The sequence below is a fragment of the Mycobacterium sp. genome, from assembly GCF_029961025.1.
In the GTDB taxonomy this organism is placed as follows: domain Bacteria; phylum Actinomycetota; class Actinomycetes; order Mycobacteriales; family Mycobacteriaceae; genus Mycobacterium.
Window position 1 is genome coordinate 107902 of sequence record NZ_JASBVP010000002.1, and the last position, 24427, is coordinate 132328.

Annotated in this window: 25 protein-coding genes, 1 tRNA gene and 2 pseudogenes; 8 read left to right on the forward strand and 20 right to left on the reverse strand. The window is 64.2% G+C overall.

Annotated elements, in window-relative coordinates:
• Window positions 1-10 precede the first annotated feature (10 nt).
• Window positions 11-880: a hypothetical protein gene (locus QJR12_RS01335; RefSeq protein ID WP_300575326.1), complete on the forward strand. Its 870-nt coding sequence runs from the start codon at window positions 11-13 to the stop codon at window positions 878-880.
• Between the two features lie 298 nt (window positions 881-1178).
• Here QJR12_RS01335 and QJR12_RS01340 read toward each other — a convergent pair whose 3' ends face one another.
• The 4 genes from QJR12_RS01340 to QJR12_RS01355 form a co-directional block, all read right to left on the reverse strand.
• Window positions 1179-1496 (reverse strand): hypothetical protein, encoded by a 318-nt coding sequence (locus QJR12_RS01340; protein ID WP_300575328.1) that lies wholly within the window; start codon window positions 1494-1496, stop codon window positions 1179-1181.
• Window positions 1497-2638: 1142 nt separating this feature from the next.
• Entirely contained in the window at window positions 2639-2935 is a 297-nt protein-coding gene (locus QJR12_RS01345; protein ID WP_300575330.1) for a hypothetical protein, read from the reverse strand.
• A gap of 814 nt (window positions 2936-3749) precedes the next feature.
• Window positions 3750-5120, reverse strand: a complete 1371-nt coding sequence (locus QJR12_RS01350; RefSeq protein WP_300575332.1) for a hypothetical protein — start codon at window positions 5118-5120, stop codon at window positions 3750-3752.
• A gap of 182 nt (window positions 5121-5302) precedes the next feature.
• Entirely contained in the window at window positions 5303-5506 is a 204-nt protein-coding gene (locus QJR12_RS01355) for a hypothetical protein (RefSeq protein WP_300575334.1), read from the reverse strand.
• A gap of 200 nt (window positions 5507-5706) precedes the next feature.
• Between QJR12_RS01355 and QJR12_RS01360 the strand changes: the two genes are divergently transcribed.
• Window positions 5707-5946 (forward strand): DUF732 domain-containing protein, encoded by a 240-nt coding sequence (locus tag QJR12_RS01360; RefSeq protein ID WP_300576457.1) that lies wholly within the window; start codon window positions 5707-5709, stop codon window positions 5944-5946.
• A gap of 334 nt (window positions 5947-6280) precedes the next feature.
• Complete coding sequence (locus tag QJR12_RS01365) at window positions 6281-6607, forward strand: hypothetical protein (RefSeq protein ID WP_300575336.1); 327 nt, start codon at window positions 6281-6283, stop codon at window positions 6605-6607.
• Window positions 6608-7086: 479 nt separating this feature from the next.
• Here QJR12_RS01365 and QJR12_RS01370 read toward each other — a convergent pair whose 3' ends face one another.
• From QJR12_RS01370 to QJR12_RS01390, 5 genes and pseudogenes are all read right to left on the reverse strand, one after another.
• Window positions 7087-8355: a hypothetical protein gene (locus QJR12_RS01370; protein ID WP_300575337.1), complete on the reverse strand. Its 1269-nt coding sequence runs from the start codon at window positions 8353-8355 to the stop codon at window positions 7087-7089.
• A 247-nt stretch (window positions 8356-8602) separates the two neighbouring features.
• The gene (locus tag QJR12_RS01375; RefSeq protein WP_300575339.1) at window positions 8603-8860 is read right to left on the reverse strand and encodes a hypothetical protein; all 258 of its coding nucleotides are present in this window, start codon (window positions 8858-8860) and stop codon (window positions 8603-8605) included.
• A 107-nt stretch (window positions 8861-8967) separates the two neighbouring features.
• Window positions 8968-9408 (reverse strand): hypothetical protein, encoded by a 441-nt coding sequence (locus tag QJR12_RS01380; protein ID WP_300575341.1) that lies wholly within the window; start codon window positions 9406-9408, stop codon window positions 8968-8970.
• A 377-nt stretch (window positions 9409-9785) separates the two neighbouring features.
• The gene (locus QJR12_RS01385; RefSeq protein WP_300575343.1) at window positions 9786-10694 is read right to left on the reverse strand and encodes a tyrosine-type recombinase/integrase; all 909 of its coding nucleotides are present in this window, start codon (window positions 10692-10694) and stop codon (window positions 9786-9788) included.
• Window positions 10695-10744: 50 nt separating this feature from the next.
• Window positions 10745-11784: pseudogene (locus QJR12_RS01390) on the reverse strand (DNA polymerase domain-containing protein).
• Between the two features lie 199 nt (window positions 11785-11983).
• Between QJR12_RS01390 and QJR12_RS01395 the strand changes: the two are divergent.
• Window positions 11984-13057 carry an ATP-dependent DNA ligase gene (locus QJR12_RS01395; protein ID WP_300575345.1) on the forward strand — a complete coding sequence of 358 codons (1074 nt, stop codon included), beginning with the start codon at window positions 11984-11986 and terminating at the stop codon, window positions 13055-13057.
• A gap of 101 nt (window positions 13058-13158) precedes the next feature.
• Here the strand turns inward: QJR12_RS01395 and QJR12_RS01400 are convergent, their stop codons facing one another.
• The 6 genes from QJR12_RS01400 to QJR12_RS01425 all read right to left on the reverse strand — a co-directional run bounded on the left by QJR12_RS01400 (window position 13159) and on the right by QJR12_RS01425 (window position 16993).
• Window positions 13159-13644, reverse strand: a complete 486-nt coding sequence (locus QJR12_RS01400) for an NUDIX domain-containing protein (RefSeq protein ID WP_300575348.1) — start codon at window positions 13642-13644, stop codon at window positions 13159-13161.
• Window positions 13645-13649: 5 nt separating this feature from the next.
• Window positions 13650-15005 carry a wax ester/triacylglycerol synthase family O-acyltransferase gene (locus QJR12_RS01405; protein ID WP_300575350.1) on the reverse strand — a complete coding sequence of 452 codons (1356 nt, stop codon included), beginning with the start codon at window positions 15003-15005 and terminating at the stop codon, window positions 13650-13652.
• Window positions 15006-15118: 113 nt separating this feature from the next.
• Window positions 15119-15895 carry a class I SAM-dependent methyltransferase gene (locus tag QJR12_RS01410; RefSeq protein WP_300575352.1) on the reverse strand — a complete coding sequence of 259 codons (777 nt, stop codon included), beginning with the start codon at window positions 15893-15895 and terminating at the stop codon, window positions 15119-15121.
• A gap of 14 nt (window positions 15896-15909) precedes the next feature.
• Window positions 15910-15996, reverse strand: a tRNA-Ser gene (locus QJR12_RS01415).
• Window positions 15997-16025: 29 nt separating this feature from the next.
• A complete protein-coding gene (locus tag QJR12_RS01420; RefSeq protein ID WP_300575354.1) occupies window positions 16026-16484 on the reverse strand; it encodes a nucleoside deaminase in 459 nt (152 codons plus the stop codon).
• A complete protein-coding gene (locus QJR12_RS01425; RefSeq protein ID WP_300575355.1) occupies window positions 16481-16993 on the reverse strand; it encodes a tRNA adenosine deaminase-associated protein in 513 nt (170 codons plus the stop codon). The genes QJR12_RS01420 and QJR12_RS01425 overlap by 4 nt, the downstream gene beginning before the upstream one ends.
• Before the next feature lie 198 nt (window positions 16994-17191).
• Here QJR12_RS01425 and QJR12_RS01430 point away from each other — a divergent pair, with 198 nt between their 5' ends.
• Window positions 17192-18136 carry a prephenate dehydrogenase gene (locus QJR12_RS01430; RefSeq protein ID WP_300576460.1) on the forward strand — a complete coding sequence of 315 codons (945 nt, stop codon included), beginning with the start codon at window positions 17192-17194 and terminating at the stop codon, window positions 18134-18136.
• Here the strand turns inward: QJR12_RS01430 and QJR12_RS01435 are convergent.
• Entirely contained in the window at window positions 18099-18704 is a 606-nt protein-coding gene (locus tag QJR12_RS01435) for a putative glycolipid-binding domain-containing protein (protein WP_300575357.1), read from the reverse strand. The genes QJR12_RS01430 and QJR12_RS01435 overlap by 38 nt on opposite strands.
• A gap of 86 nt (window positions 18705-18790) precedes the next feature.
• Between QJR12_RS01435 and QJR12_RS01440 the strand changes: the two genes are divergently transcribed.
• Window positions 18791-19135 (forward strand): lipopolysaccharide assembly protein LapA domain-containing protein, encoded by a 345-nt coding sequence (locus QJR12_RS01440; protein WP_300575358.1) that lies wholly within the window; start codon window positions 18791-18793, stop codon window positions 19133-19135.
• 54 nt (window positions 19136-19189) lie between these two features.
• Here QJR12_RS01440 and QJR12_RS01445 read toward each other — a convergent pair whose 3' ends face one another.
• The 3 genes from QJR12_RS01445 to QJR12_RS01455 all read right to left on the reverse strand — a co-directional run bounded on the left by QJR12_RS01445 (window position 19190) and on the right by QJR12_RS01455 (window position 21402).
• A complete protein-coding gene (locus QJR12_RS01445) occupies window positions 19190-19819 on the reverse strand; it encodes a histidine phosphatase family protein (protein ID WP_300575359.1) in 630 nt (209 codons plus the stop codon).
• A 99-nt stretch (window positions 19820-19918) separates the two neighbouring features.
• Complete coding sequence (locus QJR12_RS01450) at window positions 19919-20566, reverse strand: hypothetical protein (RefSeq protein WP_300575361.1); 648 nt, start codon at window positions 20564-20566, stop codon at window positions 19919-19921.
• Window positions 20567-20724: 158 nt separating this feature from the next.
• A complete protein-coding gene (locus QJR12_RS01455) occupies window positions 20725-21402 on the reverse strand; it encodes a class I SAM-dependent methyltransferase (RefSeq protein WP_300575363.1) in 678 nt (225 codons plus the stop codon).
• A 46-nt stretch (window positions 21403-21448) separates the two neighbouring features.
• On the opposite strand from QJR12_RS01455, the pseudogene QJR12_RS01460 reads away from it, so the two are divergent.
• Window positions 21449-21862, forward strand: a pseudogene (locus tag QJR12_RS01460) (MarR family transcriptional regulator); the annotation flags it as partial.
• Between the two features lie 165 nt (window positions 21863-22027).
• Here the strand turns inward: QJR12_RS01460 and QJR12_RS01465 are convergent.
• A complete protein-coding gene (locus tag QJR12_RS01465; protein ID WP_300575365.1) occupies window positions 22028-23050 on the reverse strand; it encodes an acyl dehydratase in 1023 nt (340 codons plus the stop codon).
• A 95-nt stretch (window positions 23051-23145) separates the two neighbouring features.
• Between QJR12_RS01465 and QJR12_RS01470 the strand changes: the two genes are divergently transcribed.
• Entirely contained in the window at window positions 23146-24270 is a 1125-nt protein-coding gene (locus tag QJR12_RS01470) for an acyl-CoA dehydrogenase family protein (protein ID WP_300576463.1), read from the forward strand.
• Window positions 24271-24427 lie beyond the last annotated feature (157 nt).

Consider the following 24427-nt stretch of genomic DNA (forward strand, 5'->3'; position numbering starts at 1 on the left):
TCTCCTTCGATTGACTTTTGCTCGTCGTTTCGAAGGATCACGCGATGACCGCCCGCTACCCGGCTACGACACGCCTGGCAGCCGCAACACGCTGTACACTACGCCCCTGGACGTAACTATGCCAAGCGATCTTACTCCGTTACCTAAGTGCGACGGCTGGGTTCAGCGAACAATGCGGCCACCGACTCAATTAAAGATTGCGCAAGCACCCTGGAAAGACGCAAAGAACCTGCCTGCTGCTACCCACGCACGAGTTGACGATGACGTATTGCGCTATCACATGGTGCGCGGGTTGGTGTCCGAAATAATTGTCGCCGCAGGCGGTATTGAGCGAGAGATCGAAGCTTTAAGGGCAGCTCGTCAAATTGCACAAGCGTACGTCGACACCTACATCAAAAAGCACATACCCGCGCCTGAGACGGGACCACCAACCGTTGGGCTCAATGCTTCGCGTCATGCAGCGTATGCGGTAATGAATGCGCTGACTTGGGCACGGGCGGTCGATGACCGGGTCAGGCGGAACGACCCCGAGGGGGAGCCTGCAGGACTGCTTGCAGCATTGGAAGACGGTCCGCTCAAGACGGCAATAGAGTGCCGTTTTGAGAACGCAAATTCCGCGCTGAAAGACGCACGGAAGTTCGGCAACTACGTCCTCCATGCGGGGGCAATACAAGGCGGGTCATCACCAGGTTTTGCGGTTCGACAGGATAGAACTGTCTACTTTCCTTTTCCAGATGACCCGACCAACAATAGAATCGACACCTGGGAGCAATTTCGGTACAAAGATGGCCGCGACGCGTTGTCATACTTAGAGAAATTATTTGCCACTGTCGCAAAATTTATCGATGACATGCTGGATGCTTTCGATGCTCAGTCATGACGGCGTTGGTCAAGGAGTCCGAAATCTGACACCTGACGCCCTTCGGCGTGTCGACGTCGGGCGTGTCTATACTTGCCCCCAGGGGCGGTAACGAGGCTCTTCAATCTTAATCGGGCAGTTATACGAGACCCGCCGTGGCGCGCCCCGCGGGCGGCGACCCGTGATTCCTGTCTCGAAGTCGGCCTTGCTACCATCGAGGGGCTTGTGGGGTCGTGTGGTCCATTGCAGGGTCATGCGCGTGTTCGAGACTTGGACCCGATCAACAACGCACCACCAAGTATTGTGATTTCGGCCGTGCTCACCAAATCACTACTTCAGCATTCTCGCCGGCGTAGCAATGAGTCGACGTCAACACCTCACCGTCGGCCATGTATGCGCGGTACAAACCCTCGCAGTCCATCTCATAGAGTTCTCCGGTGACCGGCGAGTACGCGGGGAAATGGTGGCACCCGCCGCAAGCGAAGAAAGCAGCTCGCACGTTTTCGGCGAATTCACAGGTGGTGTGCCCGCCCACTACGCCCTCAAGCCCGTCGGGGCACGGGACGAATACGTCGGCTTTGGCGGGGGGTGCCAGTGCTGGGCTAAGCCCAACGGTGACGACCGCGACGGGGCCCACACCGATCTTGATTGGCCTGCTCGTGCCTTAGCGTAGGACGTGGCAGGCTCGGATGGTGCGGATTTAGCAAATTGCGTCACTGCGTTGATCAACCCCTCGGGGGCGGGCGGCAAAGTCTCGGGGCAGCCTCGTCTAAGCCCGAACCCTCAGCCAAGAAACTGCGGAAAATCCGCAGTCCAGCAGAAGTAGGTTTATGATCCCGACTTAGGTTCGGCCCGTACTGGACATGGGGGGCGCGGACATGAAAGCACTACTGCTGGCACCGCTGGCGGCAATGGTGGTCGGTGTGATGTCGGCACCTTCAGCGCCGGCCTACTCGGCGATGTGCCCGCCCGGGACTCTCCCCAAAGCTGGCGGGCCTGCTGGCACCCCGTGGGTATGTGTGCCTAACCCGGCGTACACCGATCCTTCCGGTTGCCACATCGACCAGTATGGCGCACACGTTATCTGCCCAGGACCACGCACGTGCGGCCCCTTCGGATGCAGTGACGGGTCGCCCTCGCCCGGCTGAGCCGTTAAAGGATCAAACATGAGAATTGTTGTACCGCTTGCATCCTGGCTAGTGTCGCAGCAACGGGACTATTGCTGATCGGGCTTGCGCTGGGATCAGCTCCGGTCGCGTCGACTGATACGGTCGGTGACCCTTGCCCTGACTGGATGAAGATCCGGCACAGACTCATCGACCGGACAGCAGATGTTCTGCGCCGCTCCCGGCAGCCCAGCGACGGGGCTGACGTGGCAGCCATGGGGGCATGGGGATCGCTGCCCGTCGTCGGACCGGCGGGAAGTCCACCGGGCAGTCGAGCGAGGGATACGTCGTCTGGTGTTTACAGGGCAGTCGGGCCTTGCTTTCCGGTGGACGGACTCTGGAGAACCCATCAACCCCCATGTGGAGCGTGTACTCGCTATAGCTGTTTTGGTAATCGGGGGTTCAAGAGAGGTGAAGCAAGAAATCCCGGGGGGCGATGGTTATCGAGCGCCGATAAGAACACCGGGACCATGCGCGGTTATCCTCATTAGGCACCCACGTATCCGCCGATATGACCGACGGCGCAGCCAGATCATGTTCTGGGTCATCCGAGACCCGAAACCAGCCGTTTTGCTTCTGTTCCTGTAACCCGCCGACAGCCAGTTTGTGGCTACTAATGACCCTCCATTAACGTTGCCGCCCCGGCACATTCCACGTCCACTTGCGCGATGCTTGGCGATACGTCGAAGTTGTACACCAGGTTGTGCTCGATGACTGGCATAGGCACACCGTCCCTCAAATCGACCTGGATGCGATGGAACAGATCGAGCATCGCCGCCTTGTTCTGGTACGTGACGTCGTGATTGGCCAGGCAGCCCAGAAAGTCACTGTCCTCATCGGCATGGGCGGTTGGAGCGAAAGCAACCAGGGCGGTAGCTGCGGCTATGAATGCCACCTCAATTCTGGACAAGTTCTCCCTCCTCGACCATGATCACGACTCGCGCCTGGTCGAGGCAGCCATCCGACTAAAGCGCCTCAGGCATGGGCCGTCTGCATTCAGATTCTGCTTCGCCTCATCCCCATTGGGGTCGTTTTGACGCAATGTCCGGCTCGGGTACCGGGTTAATTGAGAGGCGAGCCGCCTATCAGTGCCCTGGCTGACCGGCAGGTCGGGTGACGGGTCCCTAACCTGCGGGGCTTGCGGCTCCGGCCGGAGCCGGGGTCCAACTTTTTTGTTGATTTTTTGGCAAACCGGGTTGATCTTTGGCAAATCGGCGGAACATAGATACCACGCCAACGAGTGCCTTCAGCGCCCATCTGGCTACTGCGTAGGCGCACGCCAATGACGACAGCTCATGGTGACCTACTGCAACGGTAACCCACACCCTCAATAGCTCTATCTTCCCCCTGAATGCTTTATCCACCCGGTCGGCCCATTGTGTTCGGGGGCATTCAGGTTGAGCACCTGGGGTAGGGATCCGGCACTGAGGGTGATCAGTTCGTCGGCCGGTCGTATCTGCGTTTGGTCTTTGTGGTGCCGGGGCGGCACGGTGATCACGTCGTTGTAGGTGACTACGTGAACACGGCCTGGGCCGACGGGGATCGGGACACCGCGCCAATCCAGCAGCTTGTCGACATGTAGGCGCACTACTTCGTCATGGCAGATCCGACAACGTGTCTCCCTCCGTCGCAACGCCGACCTCAAGGCGTTGATCTTCTGCACCATCGCGCTCAGCTGACGGTGATCAATGGAAGCGCGGAGGTTCTCTTGTGGGTGCATGCTCTCAGCATCTACATCTCGCGGGATACTCCCGACTAACCAGAACGCCGTATGCCTCCATCCCCCTGATGGCCGATTCGGCGCGGAGCATGCCGATAACATCACCGAGGCTGGCCAGCATGTGCTTGGCTATGGGGCAGTCGGTCGAGAACCTGTAGCACTCTAGAAAGCTGAACGTTCTGCCGTCGTAGTCGCCTGGCACCAGGTCACGGCTGACCGTGACCCTAGAGCCGGTGGGGATGCCGTGGGCATTCGTCGCCGCCACCATTCGCCTGCGGTCGGCAGCACCGACTTCGCCGTTCAGGTACTCGTAAGACTTCAGTTTCTGCCGACGCCGGTGGGCATCCAGGGCAATCGACCCTTGGGGATCAGTCTCGGCCACCACCAGCTTGTAATGGTCCTCCTTGGACCGCACCGTCCTGTGATCCCGTTGCAGGTAGCGAATCCAGTTCTTCCAGTGGATGACTGTGCCGCCGTGATCCAGGACCATCTGGTAGGTCAGGGGGCCGATCTCCTGGTCGATCCTCTTCATGACCTTCAGCGGGAGCTTGCAGACCGATGTCTTCTTCTTGGGTTTGGGCTTGGGTTTGTGCTGGTCAGATTTTTCCGTACTCACAACACCCCCCATGGCCTGGCGCGGTGTCTCTACCAGGAATCGGTACCTGCTGGCGTCGGCATATCCCTCACCACTGAGGCCCTTGACCTGACCCCGCTGCACCTGCTTGGTGATGCCGAGGATGCAGAGCCTCTTGAGGGCGCTGCAGACTGTTTCCTTGTCGACCCCAAGCCTGTGTGCTGCGGGACGGCAGGGATACGTGAACGTCTCCTGATTGAGCTTATGCATCTCGGAGACCATGTCATCGAACAGAGCCACCAGAGACAGCTTTGGAGGTCTCCCACGGCGTGTTTGTGCTGATACGGATTTATCCGTACTCACAACACCCCCCATAGCACAGGAGGGGTGGTTCTCTAGGTGTTGACGTAGTGGGGAGACGTCAGGGAGAACCACGGCCCGGTGGTTGCGCTCGGCTAGATCCCAAGCCTTCCGAAGATCCTTCCCTATTCGTTCCCGGTGTACGGGTCCAGTCAGTTGAAGGATGTCGGATCTGTTCCGCTTGTTGGAACGCCCCAGCTTCTCCGACGCCGCCCAAGAGAACTGGTACCAGTCGGCAAAGTCCTCTTGGGTGTTGCCATGCAGCATCATGGACATGGCGACACTCACCAGGACACCGAACAGCTCTGACTTACTCAGGTCGTCGGGGTTGAGTTCGAGGGTTACGCTCCACTTGGTGAGGCTGTCGGCATAGGTGTCGTCTGCGAATGACACGGGGATGGGGGTCTCATGGAGACGCCGGATCATCGTCGAAGCGGTCATTTCCGACCACTCCGGCACAAGTCACTGCCCGAAGTGCTATGACAGATAGACAGTCGCAGTATCTGGATTGGCCGCCTGCTGGGGAGTGGGCGGCTTTCTCTTGTGGTCACGTCACCACCGTTTCGAACTGGTACCAGCCGTCTTCGGATGGGTTGAACCCGTCAGGGACATCGCTCTTGAGTTCACTCAGGGTGATCACCACCTCGCCGCTCTTGGGTGGCGATCCAGTCCTCAAGCACACACCGGCGGTAGTAAACCCGGCGGCCCACCCGGAAGTAGGGGGCGAAACATCCCTTGGCCCTTCCCTTCTTCTGGCTGCTGCGCGGAATGAGGAACTCGACCTCGACGTCGAGCGGGGTGAGCACCTCGGCTTTGGTCTCAGACACGTTGGTCCTTTCACCCGGTCTATGGCGACCGTCGCCGAACGAAGCGTTATCTCCGTTCCTTTTTTCTGGGCCGCGAGGGTCCCCCGATACAGTGCGGTGCACGAAAGAACCTTGGGTCGCCCAAAACTTGGTGCCCCAGTGCCCCCTCGGGTCCCGCAACCGACAGCTCAGCCCCTCCCCAGGCGGCCCCCCTGCCCACCATCCAGAGCCACCCCGACCTCGACCAAGAGTTCTTAAGCCTGCTGTCCAGCAATGGAATTACCTCGACCAACCTCGCCGCCACGGTGAATGCCGCCCACACGCTCTGCACCAGGCTTAGCCTGGGTGAACCCGAGCCGCAGATCGTGCGGGACTGGCTGGCCGGATCAACCGACATGACCTTGGCCCAGGCGCAGTTCGCGGTGGACACCGCGATCAACATCTACTGCCCGCGAGGGTAGCCCGCTAATGACCAGGTTTACGACTAAGCGAGTAGCTGCCTGGGATGAGAACACGCCTGTCATCGCCAGCGAATACGACACCGAGCTGCCGGCACCGTCGGTTCTACCTTGCTTCCAAAAATTGTGAAGGTTCTACGCAGCTTATGAGACAAAAACCGCAGGTCACAGCACCTGAGAATCCGATTTGGGTGCGAAAAATGCGCCCCGAGGACTCATACCTATTTTGTGTCACTTGTGCTTGTGGACTGTGATCCTTGGCTTATTCCGCTCCTGAATTTGTGGAGGTGGTGCGTAACTGCGCGCCACAAATGCCACACAGCGCAGGAGGCCAAAAATGACGTCACCCGATCCCACCCCAATAACTGCCGCCCTGGGAGTCGAGCCCACCTATTCGGCGCGAGAGGCTGCTGCCTTGCTTGGCAGGTCTTATTCCTGGATTGACCAGCGGGTGCGCAAAGGCCAGTTCGTCAAGCCCGACGGTACGGTGATACAGCCGCTGCGCTCACCGGGTGGCTACCGGTGTTTCACCGTCCCGGTGCTCAAAGAAATAGCCGCATGCTGCTACCGGCACCGCTGGTTTTCGATGGACAAACTGAAGGCCGTCTACCGTCAGATCCTGGTCGCGGCCTACCGGGACGGCGAGTACAAGATCCCGAGCTGAACGCCCCGCCAACGCGAACGTTCAATCGGTGGAATAGCAACGGCCTGGCCTGTGACGAGCCTCCAGCAGAACTCCGGGTACTTTTCCCAGCCTCAGTGCGAAAAGACCGTCAGAAGCGATTCTAGGGCTCTTTTTTAGCGATCTAGAGCCGTTCCTCTGACAGCAGGCCCGCATTAACCGATGCCTTGAGTGTTGCCTCAGGTATCAAAGCATTAGTAATTTCCGCAAGTGTCCAGGTGCCATCCGAAAGGGTGCATTTAGCGCACCGAATCTGCGGCCACGTCCTCGCAGGTCAGTCGGTGTTACCTCCAAATGGGAGGGAAGTGGATGGGGGGGACCCAGGGGGACGGGAGTGCTGTATGAACAAATTAGAAAAAATTGAGAAAAAAAGATTAGAAAATGAATATGGACAAGCTAGAGAAAGGTTTGAAAAAAATCTCAGTTGTTACCCAGGTAGACGAGAAAGACTGGTATATTTATCAGCCGCCCCCACTATGCTTAAGCTCGAGTTTAAGCCCGTAATTTTCCGCTACCTCAATCATCGTCCGGCTAAGGATATCGGTATCCATCTGGGGTACCAGAAACGAATCATGGACAGGTAGTGGACATCTTCCAGTTATTTGGACCATTCTTGTCATCACGTCTATGGCCATGTCAGAATCCTGGCGCTGGAACCGTGCCCCGCAGTCTGATCCGAAGTACTTGTCGATACGATGGTGCTGTTGCTGGATAGCGATTACTACTCGTTCCGCAAGGGCTCGGCATGGTTTGCGATTACTCGACTCGATGCCACTCGCCGCTCGTAGCTCAGGCAAATCACGCAGTTCCTCGGTGATAGCAAGGATGCCGCTAGTGACGCTAGAAGCGTTGAATAACGTATTGACTGCGATCTTGACCAAGGCTCGGTCAAATTGGCCAATGATGTACTGGTCACCGTCGGGGATCGGCTCACCAGCTTCTGAATAGGCCATCGTGATGTGCAAATTACAATAATCGACCTCAACCATGGGATGCGCTGCGCCATCAACGATTAACTCAAGTTCACAGCGCTGCTCGGCGCGCATGTTTTGGAATGATGTGCCGTGGCAGTAGAACCGGCCTCCACGATCAAAAGACTCGTTGAAGATCCGACGTCCGATGGGGATGTCGAACTTCTGTCCACGATGGCGGAGGTAGAGTTGGGCCAAGTGGTCGTTCAAGAACCGTACCTGCTCGCGCATGGCTACCGTGTCTGCCGTATCCACGTAATCGACTTCGGTCTGGTCGGCACGGTCACGGAGGACGATTGTTTCCACCCGCTTGGAGATTCCACGGCGCTCCGACGCGTCGACTAGAGGTCCGACCAGGGACATGAGCCGCTCGGTAGCACAAGCCACCGACTGCCATCCCCGGTGATTGGGATACCAGCGTCCGAGCGTGTGATCGATTAAGCCAGCACCCTGTAGGGCGTCCATTGCATGCGTAACGTAGTGCCAGGTGTAGAGGGGGTCCCCGTCGCGGTACCGCTTCGGTCGGCTATAGGGATCTTTCCCCCGGGGGTAGTGCACCCCACCGCCGGTGATCTTTTTTTCGGTGACGATCGACCGTGCGATAGCCGCTGCGGCGAATCGCATCCGGTCGGTCAGGGTATCTGGCAACAACGGCGCAAGTATTTCCACCACCCGCTCTAGTTGGTCGTCGCTCCACCGGAGAACCAGCGGACAGTGGTCCCCAAACAGGGGATCATCGAAGAGATTTTGGAACCCCATCTCAGGCCGTCCAAGCGCGACTACTAGGTCTCGCCTGCCGAAGATTGCCCCCGCGAGAAGACAGCGCAGCTCCGATCTGCGGTTCCGTAATGGCCCACCCGCCACTCTCCACAAGCTGGTGAGCCTCGTCGAGCCCCACTAGGAGTGTCTGAAAAGCCATCAACCCGCCTGTCCATCACCCAGCGGTACCGAGAGCGACCACTTTGTTGATTGCACGTAAACGTTTTGCGGGAAAATTCTCTCGGCTTCACTGGGCCCCATTCGTCCTCACCCTGGCTCGCCACTCCTCGATAACGGTGTATCTAAGGTGCCGTAGGTCGGCTACGAGCCGTTCGGCATAGCCCGGGTGGATGCGCCAAACCCTGAAGGCCGCGTCCCACTGCCCGGCCCGCGACAGCAATTCTTTAAGCGCGGCTACCTCGCGCTTGTCGTAATAGTCGAAGTAGACCAGGACATCGTCGTAGTGCTCACCGATCCACTCGCAGGTGACGGCGCAGTCGCTCACAGCAGCCCTCTGCTTGCTGGTGCTGGCGTGCCCGGAGTCAATGTCCAGGTGGTGATGAGGGTGTTGGGGGCCGCCTCTTCCCCGGGGGTGGCTTCTTTTTGGTTTTGTCATGCGGAACTGCCACCACCCGCCTGATGCGATGTGCGCAGTAGCTCGCTGATGCGGATGAGCTGTTTTTTGGATAGCGTCACGTCGGAGATGATCTGCAGCAGCTGCGCCTCCAGCTGGCCGCCGTCGGGCTCGACTGCCCCGCGCTCGGGCCCGACGTCACCGGTATCGTGGACCGCCTCACGGCGCTGCCTGGCGCGCCTCGAGGCCTTCAATTGGGCCCGCTGCAAGGCGGCCAGGCGTGCGTTCTTAGCACGCTTAGCGCGCTCTTCGGGACAAAGAATGCCGTCGGGGTCGACTTGGCGCTCGAACGCGTCGAGCATCGCCCGGCGTCCAGGTGCGGTCGCTGCTAGCCGGTCGGGCTCGTTGGCCCAGCGGACGTTGGCGGCGATCCGCGCACGCAGACTCCGCTCGGCGGGGGACAGGGGTGTTATAGGCATGCGGCACCACCCTTATCGGGAAGCGGGCCGCTCTCGCCCGGAGGTGCTGCCGCGCGCAGCTCGTGTCGCAGGAGCCGACGATGATGAACTTGGTACCTATATGCTACAGTAGCGGTGCCGGGGCGGCTAGACGAACCGGCTCACCGGAGCGCGTCCGTCACTTCGAGGGCTGCGCTGTGCTCGCTCCACTAGCTTCGCCAGCTTGTCGCCCTCCGGAAGTGGCGGCGGCGGATCACATCTGCAGGGGCGGATATCACGACGCCTCCATTCACCGTCAGTACCATCCGGACATGCCCAATACGTCGCAACGGGTTTGCGACAGCGGCGGCAGCGCACAAGCACCATCGGTTGCGGCATGTTGAAGATTGAGTACTTCTTCATACCCGATCACCCCGGCGTAAGCGTCGTGCGGCCTCGCGGGCGCGATGGTCGGCGGCGCTAGCGCCGTAGCGTTCGAGCATGGTGTCCGACCGCCACCCCATCAGCCTTTTCAAATCACGCTCCTGGCCACCAGCAAGCAGGAAGTCGTGGGCGTGGGTGTGCCGGAAGCGGTGTGGGTGGATCGCGGCGGGGTCGAGCCCGGCCATAACCGCCCGCACCTTCAGGCGCTCGCGCACACCGTCGGGGGTGAGCCGCCCGCGCTCACCCAAGAACAGCGCAGGATCGGATGCGTAGCGATGCCCACGCCGCGCCCGCAGGTAGCGGTCTAGGGCCACCGCCGTCTTCGAGTTGAAGTAGCCGGCCCGGACGCGGCTGCCCTTACCGGTCACCTGCACGGTCCCGGTGTCGAGGTCTAGGTGCTTGATACCGATACCGGTTAGCTCGCTCACCCGCAACCCGCAGTCGATGAGCAGCCGGATCATTGCGGCGTCCCGGAAGTCCATGAACGTCCTGCCCTTGCAGGCATTTAGCAGTGCGGCCAACTCCTCGTCGGCAAGCACGGGTACCGGTGGCGGCTCGGGCTTGTCGACCGTCAGCCCGGCTAGCGGGTCCGTGCAGATGATCTGCTCTGCGAGCAGCCAGCTGGTAAATCGGTGCAGTCCGCGCCAGCGGGTGAGGATGGTGCCATCGCTGAGCCTGCGCCGCCGCAGCGATTCCAGCCAGGCCTGCACGTTATCCCGCGACAGGGCAGAGAGGTCTGTGGGGTGACCATGTGCGGCCAGCCACCCGCAGAAGTAGCGGACGGACTGACCGTAGAGCACCCGGGTGCGCTCTGACTTGCCTTCGACGTACAGGACGCGATCGAAGCTGGCGGCCAATGACTCCAAGGTCTCGGGAAGGGACACGGTGACCATGTTATCGGGCGAGTACCACTCATGCTAACTCGATTTTCCCATCAGTCGCGCTCATTACCCCAGTTCAAGTCCCTATTTCGGCTCGGCTGCACACGTTTCGGTTCGCCCGGCATCTTCGGGTAGTTCGGCGGGTAGGGCATGTCACCCAGGCCACGCTCTTCGTCGGCCCGCGCCAGTGCCAGCAGCGGGGTGATCGACTGGTCGAGCCCGTCCATGCCGGCCCATGGATCCTCGCGGCGTGCCACCAGCCCGGGCACGGTGGCCATGGTGTAGAACTCGGGTTCGGCACCCGCCAGCTCATCCCAGGTCAGCGGCATCGACACCGTGGCAATCGGGGTGCGCCGCACCGAATACGCCGATGCCATGGTGCGATCGCGGGCGTTCTGGTTGAAGTCGACGAAGACACGCGGGCCGCGCTGCTCCTTCCACCACGATGTCGTCACCGCGTCGGAAGCGCGGCGTTCCAGTTCCCGGGCCAGCGCGATACCCGCCCGGCGCACCAGGATGAAATCCCAGGCGGCGGCGATTGGCAGAAACACGTGCACCCCCCGCCCGCCGGATTTTTCGCGAAACCCACCAGGCCGAGTTCGTCGAGCAGCGGCCGCAACACGTCGACGGCCACCGCGCGCACCTGGGCAAACCCGACACCGGGCTGCGGGTCCAGGTCGATGCGCAACTCGTCGGGGTGCTCGGTGTCGGGGCAGCGCACCGGCCACGGGTGCAGCGTGACGGTACTCATCTGCGCCGCCCACACGATGGCGGCCGGATGGGTGACCTTCAGCGCCTCGGCGGTTCTTCCCGACGGAAACGTGACCCGGCAGGTGTGCAGGTAGTCGGGATGGTGCGGCGGTATCCGCTTCTGGTAGATCTCGACCCCGTCGATGCCCTCGGGGAACCGCTGCAGATAGGTGGGACGGTCGCGCAGCGCGGCCAGCATCGGTCCGCCGGCAACGGCGCGATAGTACTCGACAAGCCTGCGCTTCGTTCCGTTGAGACCCAGCTTGGGAAAATACACCCGGTCGGGGTTGGTCACCCGGACCGTTACCCCGTCGATATCGAGTTGTTCTGCGGCGCTTGCCATTACGGCTCCAACGACTAAGGGCTGGAGGTGGTGTGGGCGCCGGTAAGCGTGATTCACCGGTCTGGGCACGCAAAAGCCCACGTCATCATCCTGCAGCAGCGTAGCGGTATCAGGGCACGGCCACACCCGCCGACCACCGTGCCGATGCCCGGTCACGGCGCAAGTAAACGACGGTGGCTGCGCAGGGCACAATGAGCCGGTGCGGCTGCCCGTCATGCCACCGGTCGCCCCCATGCTGGCCAAAGCGGTTTCGTCGATCCCGCCCGGCGCGTGGTATGAGCCCAAATGGGATGGCTTCCGGTCGATCTGCTTTCGCGACCGGGACGAGGTCGAGTTGGGCAGCCGCAACGAGCGGCCGCTGACCCGGTACTTCCCCGAACTGGTCGCGGCGATCAAGGCCGAGCTGCCGGTGCGGTGCGTGGTCGATGGCGAAATCGTCATCGCCACCGGTCGTGGCCTGGATTTCGGGGCGCTGCAACAACGCATCCACCCGGCCGCATCGCGGGTGCGTCTGCTCGCCGAGCAGACGCCGGCTTCCTTCATCGTGTTCGATGTGCTCGCCCTCGGCGATGACGACTACACCGGGCGGCCGTTTGGTGACCGCCGGGCCGCGCTCGTCGACGCGATGGCCGCCGTGGGGGCCCGTTCGGGCCGCTCGATTCACCTCACGCCGGCGACCACCGACTTAGCGACCGCCTGGCGCTGGTTCGACAAGTTTGAAGGCGCGGGCCTGGACGGGATCATCGCCAAGCCACCGACCCTCACCTACCAGCCGGGCAAGCGTGCCATGTTCAAGATCAAGCACGAGCGCACCGCCGACTGCGTGATCGCCGGCTACCGGGTGCACACCTCCGATGAGCACGCCATCGGCTCGCTGCTGCTGGGGCTTTACCGAGACGGCGGCACCCTCGTCCCGGTCGGTGTCATCGGCGCCTTTCCGATGGCCGACCGACGGCGACTGTTCACCGAGCTACAACCCCTGGTCACCACCGTCGATGCCCACCCGTGGAGCTGGGCCGCCCTCCACGCCGGCGGACGCACCCCTCGCACAACCGAAACCTCACGCTGGAACGCCGGCAAGGACCTCTCCTTCGTACCGCTGAGGCCCGAGCGCGTGGTCGAGGTCCGCTACGACCACATGGAAGGCGAACGATTCCGCCACACCGCCCAATTCAACCGCTGGCGACCCGACCGCGACCCCCGCTCCTGCACCTACGCGCAACTCGAACATCCGCTCACCGTCGGCCTCGGCGACATCGTTCCCGGCCTTTAGACCGCTACCGTCAGCGTCGGCAGCATGGTGCGCAATGTTCTTCGACCTGGATCGAAAAAATGGCGGCCCCATTCGGCGCCCGGCGAGATAGCGCCACGCGGTCAGCTCCCCTCACCGCGGCCCGCAACCGTCGGATGGGCCATCAGCCGATCGAGAAACGGGCGCTGACCGCCGACCAGTTTCCGGCGGGCCTGCGCCACCGGAAACCATGCAGCCCGGTCGATCTCGGGGAAGGTTTGGATGCGCCCGGACCCCTTGGGCCATTCCATCTCGAAGGTGTTGCTGTGCGCGTCGCTCACATCGAGATCACCGGGCACGGCGAAGACGCTGACAATCTTGCCGCTGGGTTGTTTCAGCGACCCCAAGTCGATTCGCGGCCCGGCGGGTGGGGGCAGTCCGATCTCTTCGACGAACTCGCGCTGCGCGGCGGCCCAGGGATCTTCACCTTCGGGGTACTCCCCTTTCGGGATCGACCACGCCCCATCGTCCTTCTCGGCCCAAAACGGGCCGCCGGGATGGGCGATGAGCACTTCGACGACCCCGTCGCTGATCCGATACAGCAGCAGGCCCGCGCTGAGTCTGGGCATGCGCGCTACACCCCGGTGGCGCGTTCCAGGTCTTCCAGCGACACTTCCAGATGGGTGAGCAACCGCTGCAGATGCGGCACACTGCGGCGGCACCCCACCAAACCGAAATCCAGGTTGCCCGCATTGTTGACCAGTGTGATGTTCAGCGCCTGGCCGTCCAACACGATGGACAGCGGATAGTTGCCGTCGAGCCGTGCACCCCGGCAATACATGGGCTTGGCCGGTCCCGGCACATTCGAGATGACGATATTGAACGGCGGTGGCGTGGCCGCGATGAAGCCGGGGACCGCCACCAGGGCCAACGGCGCAATGTTGAACGCCGACAACACCAGTGCCTGAAGCCGGGGCAACTCGGCGAAAACTTTCTTGTTGCGCCGCATCGATGCGCTGATAGTCTCCAGCCGTTTCGCCGGGTCGGCGGTGTTGGTGGCCAGGTTACACAGGATGGTTCCGACGAGGTTGCCGCCGCTGTCGGACTCATCCTGGGAGCGCAGGCTGACGGGCACCATCGCGATCAGCGGCGTGTCCGGCAGCGCGTTCTGCTCGGTCAGGTAGTAGCGCAGCGCACCCGCGCACATCGCCAGCACCACGTCGTTGACCGTCACCCCGGCCGCTTGCTTGACGCTTTTGACGCGCGCCAACGGCCACGACTGGGCGGCGCACCGGCGGGCTCCGCCGATCTTGACGTTGAGCATGGTGCGCGGCGCTGCGAACGGCAGCGTCAGCTGTTGCTCCCACAGCGCGGCGCGGGCGAGATGAAACATCGACGGACCAAGTCCCACAATGGAACCCGTTGTCCGCGCCAGCGTGTGCAGCCGGGATGAAAGGCCCCGCTCCCGGGGACGTCGAGGCAGGCTCCACATCGCGCGCACTTCAGGGTCGTTCGGGTCGGTCGAAAGCGCACGCTGCATCAGCTTCAGCGCCGAAACGCCGTCGATCAGGGCGTGGTGCAGCTTGGCGTACACCGCGAACCGCCCGTCGTCGAGCCCCTCCACCAGGTGCAGTTCCCACAACGGGCGATGGCGATCGAGCAGGCTGCCGTGCAACCGGGAGGTCAGCACCAATAACTCACGGACCCGCCCCGGGGAGGCCAGTGCGGACCGCCGGACGTGATAGTCGAGGTCGACCTCGTCGTCGTAGGCCCAGCCCCAGTGGGCGATACCGCCGAAGAGGGTCGCGGGGCGCTTGCGGAACGTGGGCGCAACGTCTCGACTGGCGATCATTTCTTTATAGATCTCCGCGATAAACTCCGGACCGGCGTCTTCGGGCGGCTCGAACAGCTGCAAACTGCCCACGTGCATGGGGTGCTCACGGGTTTCGAACAACAGAAACATGGCGTCAACGGGCGATATCAGCTCCATGAGCTCATTACACCCGTGCCAGCGGTTGTTTAGCGGCGCTTCGGCATGCTTGCGGCCACTTCACCCCTACGCGTGATTCCAGAGCAGCTCGAACTCGCGGTGCCGCAGGTGCATCACCGTGCCCGCTTGCTTCCTAACACAAACGCGAAACGGTCGGTGAAGCACAAGACCTCTGATGGGTGGGTCTTTCGGATCTCGTCGACGCCGGCATCCAGTTCGTCGTCGCCGAATTCCGACAGCACCGACAGGTATCGGCTTTTGACCATTTCCAGATACCTGGGTGTGGGGAAGCGGCGAGGGAAGGACTCATAGCTCACCGACGTCCGCAACCCCGCGTCGCGCAGATAACCCGCGACCACCTCCGGTTCGGGCTGCAGCGATTCGAAAAGTTTAAGGGCAGACCGAAATAGCGGATACTCGATGCGGGTCGGCAGCATGATGATCAGCAGCCGCCCATCTTCGGCGAGCAAACGCGCCAGGCCCGCCAGCGTTGACCCCGGGTCGCAGAAGTGGTGCACCGCCTCCTTGATCAGCAAGCGGTTCACCGGGTGCACCGGCAGCGTCGCGCGGCCTGCGGCCAGGTCTTCGGCCGTTGCCTGCACCGGAACGTAGGCGGCTTTCTCGGGCAGCTGTGCGAGCATGTCCGCGCAGGGATCGACACAGATAACCCGCGCGGCGACGTCGCCGAGCCCGCGGCAGTAAAGGCCGGTTCCACAACCCACATCGACGACCTGCGAGGACGCCACCGGCTGTAGGTACTCCACGATCAGCCCGTTCATCCAGTCGAGGAACGCCGAGCTGCAGGCCCAGTGCCGGTCGTAGACGCACGCCAGCCGGGCATAGTGCCCACTGGTGTCCCCCGGCAGTGCCCCCGCGCATCCACCCGGCACGGCGGCCATCATAGCGGTGGCGGAGGGATTTGAACCCTCGGACGGGGTTACCCGTCACACGCTTTCGAGGCGTGCTCCTTAGGCCGCTCGGACACACCACCGCCGAGCAGCTTACCGAACCGCACGCCGCTTACCGCACCCGCTGGCGGGCGAAGAATTCCTCCAGCGGCGCGGCGCACTCATCGGCCAAGACCCCGCCCCGCACGGCCGGGCGGTGATTGAGCCGGCGATCACGCACCACATCCCACAGCGAGCCCACCGCGCCCGTCTTGGGTTCCCAGGCGCCGAACACCAGTCGCGCGACCCGTGCCAACACCAGCGCACCCGCGCACATCGTGCACGGCTCGACGGTGACCGCCAGGGTGGTTCCCGTCAGCCGCCAACCGTCCCCGAGCGCCCGTGCCGCCGCCCGCAACGCCAGGATCTCGGCGTGCGCGGTGGGGTCGCCGAGGGCTTCCCGGGCGTTGACCGCTCGGGCGAGTTCGCTGCCATCGGGGCCCACCACCACCGCACCCACCGGCACGTCGCGCGGCCCGGCCGTAGCGGCCACCGCCAAGGCTGCCCGGATCAGCTCTTCGTCGTCGATCACCGACCGAGACGCTCAAGCACCGCCGACAGTTCCTCGGCAAACCCCATTTCCCTCGCTATCCGGCCGAGCTGCTCATCGGCGTACAGGTCGGTCTCGTCTAAGATGACGCCCAGCACGGCCTCGGGCAGCCCGACGTCGGACAACAACCCCAAATCGCCTTCCTCGAACGGCTCGGCGTCCTCGAGATCCTCGGGATCGATGTCGGCGTCGAGGTTCTCTAGGACCTCGGCGGCAATGTCGTAGTCCAGCGCAGCGGTGGCGTCCGATAGCAGCAACCGGGTTCCCGAGGGCCCGGGGCGCACGATCACGAAGAATTCGTCGTCGATGTCAAGAAGGCCGAAAACCGCTCCCGCGCTGCGTAGTTCACGTAGCTCTGTTTCGGCGGCGGCGAGACTCGTCAGCGCCGCGGGCCGCATCGGGAAACACCGCCACTTCCCCTCTTCCCGCACGACGGCGACGCCGAAGCCATCGGGCTTGTCGGCGCGCGCGGAGACACCCTGTGCTCCCATGCGCGCAACGCTAGTCGCTGACCAGTCCTCTTGACCAGCAGATCCAGGGTTTCGAAATGCGCAGCGGGACGCGCAATGCCCGCCTCCTCACCGACCCGTTGCCCGGGCCGAATCGTCCCCGAGGGGAAGGCCTCACACCGCCTTGCAGCCGGATACCGTCGGCAAATGTGCCAACCTTACAGGGTGGCCAGGACACCGGTGTGCGTACTCGGGTTGGGTCTGATCGGCGGCTCCATCATGCGGGCCGCCGCCGCGGCGGGCCGAGAGGTCTTCGGCTACAACCGCTCGGTGGAAGGCGCCCAGGCGGCCCGATCCGACGGCTTTGATGCCACCACGGACATCGGCGAGGCCCTGCTCCGCGCCGCCCGCAGCGGAGCGCTGATCGTGCTCGCGGTTCCGATGCCGGCGGTGCCGGCCATGCTCGCGCGTGTCCGCGAGTCGGCCCCCGACTGTCCGCTGACGGACGTCACCAGCGTCAAAACCCCGGTACTCAAGGAGGTCGTCGCCGCCGGTTTGCAAGCCCGGTTTGTCGGCGGTCACCCGATGGCGGGCACCGCGCACTCGGGTTGGTCGGCCGGGCACGCCGGATTGTTCTCCGGAGCTCCCTGGGTGCTCAGTGTGGATGATCACGTTGACGCCGCCGTGTGGTCGATGGTGATGACCTTGGCGCTGGATTGCGGGGCGCTGGTGGTGCCGGCCCGATCCGACGAGCACGACGCGGCCGCAGCCGCCATCTCGCACCTGCCGCACCTGCTGGCCGAGGCGCTGGCCATCACCGCGGCCGAGGTACCGCTGGCCTTCGCGCTGGCCGCCGGATCTTTCCGCGACGGCACCCGGGTCGCGGCCAGCCCACCCGATCTGGTACGGGCGATGTGTGAAGGCAACGCCGCGCAACTGCTGCCGAAACTCGATCGGGTCATCGGGCTGCTGCGCCATGCCCGTGATTCGCTGGCCGGAAACGGCTCGCTCGCAGAGCTTGTCGAAGCGGGCCATGCCGCGCGAACCCGCTACCACAGCTTCCCACGGACCGACATCATCACCGTGGTCATCGGTGCGCCCAACTGGCGCGAGGAGCTGGCGGCCGCGGGCCGGGCCGGCGGGGTGATCAGATCCGCTCTGCCAAGCCTGGATAGTTCACGATGAATCCGTCGGCATCGGCGAGCACGGTGGTGTCCGCGACCGGCGATTTCACCGTGATCGACTGCGGATTGCCCGGGCCCACGCTGCGGTAGCTCACGGTGGCCGCGGTGACGGCCATGTCCGGCAGGTACACGTAAACCAGCGGCACCGTGATCGAGCCCGCCCGCTCATGCAGGCCGGTGCGGCGAATCGCCAGGGCGTTGAAGAAGGGACTGAAGACCACGTCGATGTCCAGGGCACCGTCATAGGCGGCGCGCGACTCACCCCGATGGTCTGTCAGCAACCACATGTTCTCCTCGTCGCGGGCGATGGAGAGCTGGCGTTCCCGCTCGGCCAGTGTGACGGTCAACCCAATTCGCTTGGTGGCGCCGGTCTCGTCGGTCTGCACGTCGTAGTAGGCGCTGAACGCCGGCTGTGTTTTGGTGGCGGCGGCCACAATCTGGCCGTTGGCCTTGATCCGGTTCCCCGACAACTGCACCCGCACTTGTTCCATGCGCGAGCTGTCGGGTGCCCGCCAGGTCAAAATCGCCGGCCAGACGCGCTGCGCCGAATCGGAGGAGGCTGCGTTCACGGGTCTACCGTAGGCTACGGCTCCCGGGCCGGCGACGACCCTCTTGTTGGGTTACCTTCGCCGCAGGAAAGGGCAAAGATGACACTATGAGCAGCAATCCCCCTGCCCCGTCCGATCAGCCGGACAGCACCGCGCCGCCCGCTGCGGAACACGACGCGGCACCAAGCCCGACGGTCACGTTCACCCGCACGGGCGCCGTGTGGACGTCGCTGGCCGTGGGGTTCTTGATCCTGATCGTGCTCCTGATCTTCATCACCCAAAACCCCGCGTCGGCGCCGTTCACCTTTCTGGGCTGGCATTGGAGCCTGCCGCTCGGGGTGGCTATCCTGCTCGCGGCGGTGGGCGGTGGGCTGATCACCGTGCTGGTCGGTACTGCGCGGATCTATCAGCTGCGCCGGGCGGCCAAAAAGGGCGCTGCCGCCCGGCGTTAGGCACGCGGTTGCAGCGGTGGCGTCAACCTGCCCTGGCGATCGCCGGTGCCCGCGTCACGGCCGGGCATCAGCGTCGCCGTGCCGACGGCTCCGCGGCAATAGGTCCCAGACGTGTTCGGTGCAGTTGACCGACACCACGCTGGCCGTGGCGGCACGGGAGAACAGCAACCGGGTCACCGACGCATAGTCGATGGGAAAGGACAGCAGCCGCTTGGTTCCCAGGATTTCGTGCAGCACCACGTTGATTACCCCGCCGTGGCTGAACACCGCCACGGTGTCCAGATGATCGGCTGCGCCGACAACGTCCTCGAGACCCGCCCGGACCCGGGCCCGGAAGACGTCTTCATCGACCGAGCTGGGTAACTGCCCGGCCGCCAGGCGCGCCCACTGCTCTGGGTGCTCGGCGCGAATCTGCTCGACGGGGATATACACCGGTAAATCGCGGTCATATTCGGCGAACCGCTCATCAACCTCGACGGGCAGGCCGCGAGCCGCCGCAACCGGTGCCGCGGTCTGGATCGCGCGGCGCTGCGGGCTGCTGACCACCCGGGCGATGGGGTATCTGGCCAGGGCCTGCGGTAACCGCGCGGTTTGTGCCAGCCCCTCGTCGGACAGCTCCGGGTCGGAGCCCCGGCCGTGATCGCTACGCAGCGGTAGGGCGTGCCGGACCAAGAGCAGCTGCATGTCGTCATCCTGTCGTCGAGCCGATCTGGGTAGATTCTCAGATCGCCCGCCAACAGGCACACCTGCCGGGTCGCGCCGGGTCGCGCCGACCGGGTGCGCTCAGGTCTCCGCGAGCGCGCCGTGCAGCGACTTATTGGCCTCGGTGATCGCCGCCAAGACCTTGGCCCTGGCGTCGGCGAGCTTTGCCTTCTGCTCGTCGGTGCCAGACCACACGATCTTGCGCGCCAGACCGGCGAGTTCGAAAAGCCCCCAGCGGATCTTGATGACATCGCCGAACTGGGCCGCTCGCGCGAAAAAGGCGTGGGTGGTCTCGCTGCTGATACCCCGCCAGGCCAACAGGTTTTTGCCGAGCTCGGTCAGGGACGCCACGCCATTGTCGACGCTCACCAGGCCGCGGCCCGCGAGCACCCCGATGGCGAGCTCGACGAGTTCCCGCGGCGGGGTAAATGCGCCGTCGGTCGCCTCGGTGGTGCGCTGCACGATCTGTGCGGCATCGGCCGGGCCGTCGAGCAAGAGTGCCAGGGTGCCGAACGCCGCGCGCTTGAGAAAGCGTGGCTTGCCGAACCCCCGCCCAAAACCGGGTCCGCCGAAACCCGGCCCGCCGAAACCGGGCCCTTTGGCGCCGAAACCGGGCCCAGCGAACCCCCAGCCGGGGCCGAACCCCCCGAAACCAGGTCCGTCAAAGCCGAGACCGCCGAAACCCGGCCCGCCGAAACCGGGCCCCCCGGAAAATCCACCGTAAACCATAACTGCCTTCCTTTCCTGAGCATCCTGAGCAGTAGCCCCCAGCAGTGGCGGCAACCGATCACCGGAAACCACCACCCAGGCTAGTCAAGATAGTTGATATAGGTCAAGCTAGTTGATCTAATCTTGATGCTGCCTTGCGGTGCTCGCCGAGCCGCAGGTCAACCCAGATGTGCCGATAACAGCCAGGCGGCAGCCGACTTTCGGCCGTTCGGTTCGTCGTCGAACCGGATCTGGGGTGCGCCCGGCCCGGCCGCGAAGCCCTCGGGCAATTTCGCATAGATGCGGGCGGGCTTGATCTCGTCGATCACCCAGTACCGGGACACCACGCGACGCAGTTCGTCTTCGGTGACCGCAAACGGCGGACCTTCCGGCACGGCAGCCTTGTCGAAGACCAGCACGAAGTAGGACGCGCCCGGTGCGGCGGCACGGACAATCGATTGCTGGTATCCCTCGCGGGCCTCGACCGGGATGGAGTGGAACAGGGTGCTGTCGACGATGGTGCCGAACCGACCGTCATATCCGGTGAACGAGCTGACGTCGGCCACTTCGAAACGGGCGTTGCGCAGGCCGCGTCTCGCCGCCTCGCGGCGGGCCAGGTCGATGGCGGCGGGTGATGAGTCCAGCCCGACGGTGGTGTAGCCGCGTTCGGCGAGATGAAGCGAGAGGGCGGCTTCCCCGCAGCCGACATCGAGCACGTCGCCGTGAAACTTGCCCCGCTCGACGAGCGCGGCCAACTCCGGTTGGGGTTCGCCCAGGCTCCACGGAGGGCGCTCCCCCACCCCGATTTGGGTGGATTCACCGCGGTACACCGAATCGAAATCGAAGACCTCAGTCATGGCGTCTTGCCTATCAATATGGTTGATATATGTCAAGATGTTTGACATGAGCGATTTCCAGGATCAGCCGCTTGGTTACCTGCTGTACCGGGTGATGTCGGTGCTGCGACCCCAAATGACCGCGGAGCTGGGGCCGGTGGGGCTCGGGCTGCCGGAGTTCGTGTGTTTGCGGATCCTGGCCCTGGCGCCCGGGCAGTCCAACGCCGAGCTGGCCCGTAGCACCAATGTCTCACCGCAGGCGATGAACCTGGTGCTGCGGGGGCTGCAAGACATCGGCGCGGTAACCCGGCCGTCCGGGGTGTCGTCGGGGCGGGCGCTGCCGGCCCGACTGACCGGCAAGGGCAGAGCCCTGCTGAAACGCGCCGAGACGGCGGTGCGTGCCGCCGACGAGCGCCTGCTGGCTCCCCTGACACCGGCCGAGCGCCGTGAGTTCAAGCGGCTTCTCTACCTGGTGGGATCCCAAGCGGCCGAGAACGATTCCGCGTCCCCGCCGTGCTCGGGCCACCGGTCGTCGTCGGAAGCACTCGGCACCCGACGCCAAGGCGCTGCCGACCGACTGAGCTGAGCCTCCTCCTGGTGTGCCGATTGTCGTGGGCCTAACGCGCTGGGCGCGCGCACCTTCGCCTTAGAACTGCAGCGCGGTGAAATGCCAGTCCAGCACCTGTCGGTCGGGCTGGTCCTGGGACTCGCCGACCGCGTAGACCAACGACCGGAGCTCCAACACGCCGCCCCGGGAGGTCGGCTCGGCCGACTCGACGTGCAGCTCGCTATAGAGGGTGTCGCCCTCGTGCACCGGGCCGGTGTGGTCGCAGGACCGCCAGCCCAGCACCGTGGCCAGGTTCGGCAGCAGCCGGGTGGTCTGAGCCAGCGCCAGCCCGATGGTGTGCCCGCCGTACACCAGGCGGCGCCCGCCGACCCGCAAATCGTGATGGGTGGCAGCGATGTTCAGGGTAAGACGGGCGAGCTCCGGCGCGCCGGAAACCACATCGGCGGTGCTGCGCCACACGGTGCCGGCGCTGCTCGCGTCGAAATGCGGGCCCGGGACCCGCGCCCGAAACGCCCGGCCATCCCAGTCGGCGGCGGGGTCGGACGCCGGCGCCGCGGCGCCGGCGCCGATGGTGGACAGATCGTCGCCGGGCGCCGTGTCATCGGGGCGCCAGCCGGGACTGGCGGGCAGCATCGCGCAGCGGTAGAAGTCGAGCACCAACCGGTCAGCCTGGTCGATGGTGGTCATCCGCAGCGCTGCCAGGCCCGTCGGCGCGCGGCCCGGCCTGAGCCTGTTGGCGCGCAGCCCGACCACCTCGGTGCGGGTGTAAAGCGTGTCGCCGATCACCGGGAACCGGTGAAACACCAGCCCCCGGTAAAACAGGTTGGCCTTGACTCGCTGGGTGACCACGGTGCTCTGCCCGATCGCCACATCACACACCAGCGCCGGATGTGCGAGCGCCGCCGGCGCGCCGGTCACCGCGGCGGCCAGATCGGCGTCCAGGGCCAGGCGCAGTCGATCCCCCACAATCGCCTGGTGCGCCGCGGCCAGCCCGGAGGTCAGCGTCATCGCCGGCGCCGAATCGAACACCTGGCCCACCGAGAGGTCGTCGAAGTAGGGCCCGCCCACGAGCACCCCGGCCTGCCCACCATCGGAAGTCACAACGCCACATGCTGGCAGTCTTTTGAACGGCGGGTCAACACGGCCCTGGTTTGGAGGTGGCAGTGGTGAGCAACGGATTGCCCGACGAAGAAGCCATGCTGGTCGCAACCGTACGGGCTTTCATCGAGCGGGACGTGAAGCCGAGCGTGCGTGAACTCGAACACGCCAACACCTACCCCGAGGCGTGGATCGAGCAGATGAAACGCATCGGCATTTTCGGGCTGGCCATCGCCGAGGAGTACGGCGGGTCACCGGTGTCGATGCCGTGCTATGTGCTGGTCACCCAGGAGCTGGCGCGGGGCTGGATGAGCCTGGCCGGCGCGATGGGCGGACACACCGTCGTCGCCAGGCTGCTCGGGCTGTTCGGCACCGAGGACCAAAAGCGGCGCTATCTGCCGGGGATGGCCACCGGTGAGCTGCGGGCCACCATGGCGTTGACCGAACCCGGCGGCGGCTCAGACCTGCAGAACATGTCGACCACAGCGTTGCCGGACGGGGATGAGCTGGTGGTCCACGGGTCTAAGACCTGGATTTCCAACGCCCGGCACTCCGGGCTGATCGCACTGCTGTGCAAGACCGATCCGACGGCCACGCCACGCCATACGGGCATCTCGGTGCTGTTGGCCGAGCCCGGGCCCGGCCTGACGGTGTCACGGGATCTGCCGAAGCTGGGATACAAGGGTGTGGAAGCCTGCGAGCTGTCGTTCGACGGTTTCCGGGCGCCCCGGTCGGCGATCCTGGGTGGGGTGCCCGGCCGGGGCTTCGCACAGATGATGAAGGGTCTGGAGACCGGTCGCATCCAGGTGGCGGCGCGGGCTTTGGGGGTCGCGACCGCGGCATTGGAGGACGCGCTCGCGTATGCCCGGCAGCGGGAGAGCTTCGGCCGGCCGATCTGGAAGCATCAGGCCGTCGGCAACTACCTGGCGGACATGGCGACCAAGCTCACCGCCGCGCGTCAGCTGACCCGCTATGCCGCCGAGCGCTATGACAGCGGTGAGCGCTGCGACATGGAGGCCGGGATGGCTAAGCTGTTCGCCTCCGAGGTGGCGATGGAGATCGCCTTGAACGCGGTGCGGATCCACGGGGGCTACGGCTACTCCACCGAATACGACGTCGAACGCTACTTCCGCGACGCGCCCCTGATGATCGTCGGGGAGGGCACCAACGAGATCCAGCGCAACGTCATCGCCGGGCAGCTGGTCGCCCGCGGCGGCGTCTAACTAAGGGTTCCGGCAGGCATGCGATGTGCGATGCGGGCCAGCCGGTCCGCTCGGCTAAGACCCCCGAGACACCCCGCCGCCGGGCTATGCCGACCCCCCGAGCCGAGCTCGACCACGGCCGGGCCCGCACCAAGCACTACCACCACCCCGAGAAACT

Bases quoted from the DNA above. Each gene is read 5' to 3' on its own strand.
- QJR12_RS01470 (WP_300576463.1), top strand. From the start codon at position 23,146: ATGCTGGTCGCAACCGTACGGGCTTTCATCGAGCGGGACGTGAAGCCG.
- QJR12_RS01380 (WP_300575341.1), bottom strand. From the start codon at position 9,408: ATGCCTATAACACCCCTGTCCCCCGCCGAGCGGAGTCTGCGTGCGCGG.
- QJR12_RS01425 (WP_300575355.1), bottom strand. From the start codon at position 16,993: ATGGGAGCACAGGGTGTCTCCGCGCGCGCCGACAAGCCCGATGGCTTC.
- QJR12_RS01450 (WP_300575361.1), bottom strand. From the start codon at position 20,566: ATGGTTTACGGTGGATTTTCCGGGGGGCCCGGTTTCGGCGGGCCGGGT.
- QJR12_RS01445 (WP_300575359.1), bottom strand. From the start codon at position 19,819: ATGCAGCTGCTCTTGGTCCGGCACGCCCTACCGCTGCGTAGCGATCAC.
- QJR12_RS01370 (WP_300575337.1), bottom strand. From the start codon at position 8,355: ATGGGGTTCCAAAATCTCTTCGATGATCCCCTGTTTGGGGACCACTGT.
- QJR12_RS01455 (WP_300575363.1), bottom strand. From the start codon at position 21,402: ATGACTGAGGTCTTCGATTTCGATTCGGTGTACCGCGGTGAATCCACC.
- QJR12_RS01350 (WP_300575332.1), bottom strand. From the start codon at position 5,120: ATGACCGCTTCGACGATGATCCGGCGTCTCCATGAGACCCCCATCCCC.
- QJR12_RS01365 (WP_300575336.1), top strand. From the start codon at position 6,281: ATGACGTCACCCGATCCCACCCCAATAACTGCCGCCCTGGGAGTCGAG.
- QJR12_RS01400 (WP_300575348.1), bottom strand. From the start codon at position 13,644: ATGCCCAGACTCAGCGCGGGCCTGCTGCTGTATCGGATCAGCGACGGG.
- QJR12_RS01405 (WP_300575350.1), bottom strand. From the start codon at position 15,005: ATGGAGCTGATATCGCCCGTTGACGCCATGTTTCTGTTGTTCGAAACC.
- QJR12_RS01440 (WP_300575358.1), top strand. From the start codon at position 18,791: ATGAGCAGCAATCCCCCTGCCCCGTCCGATCAGCCGGACAGCACCGCG.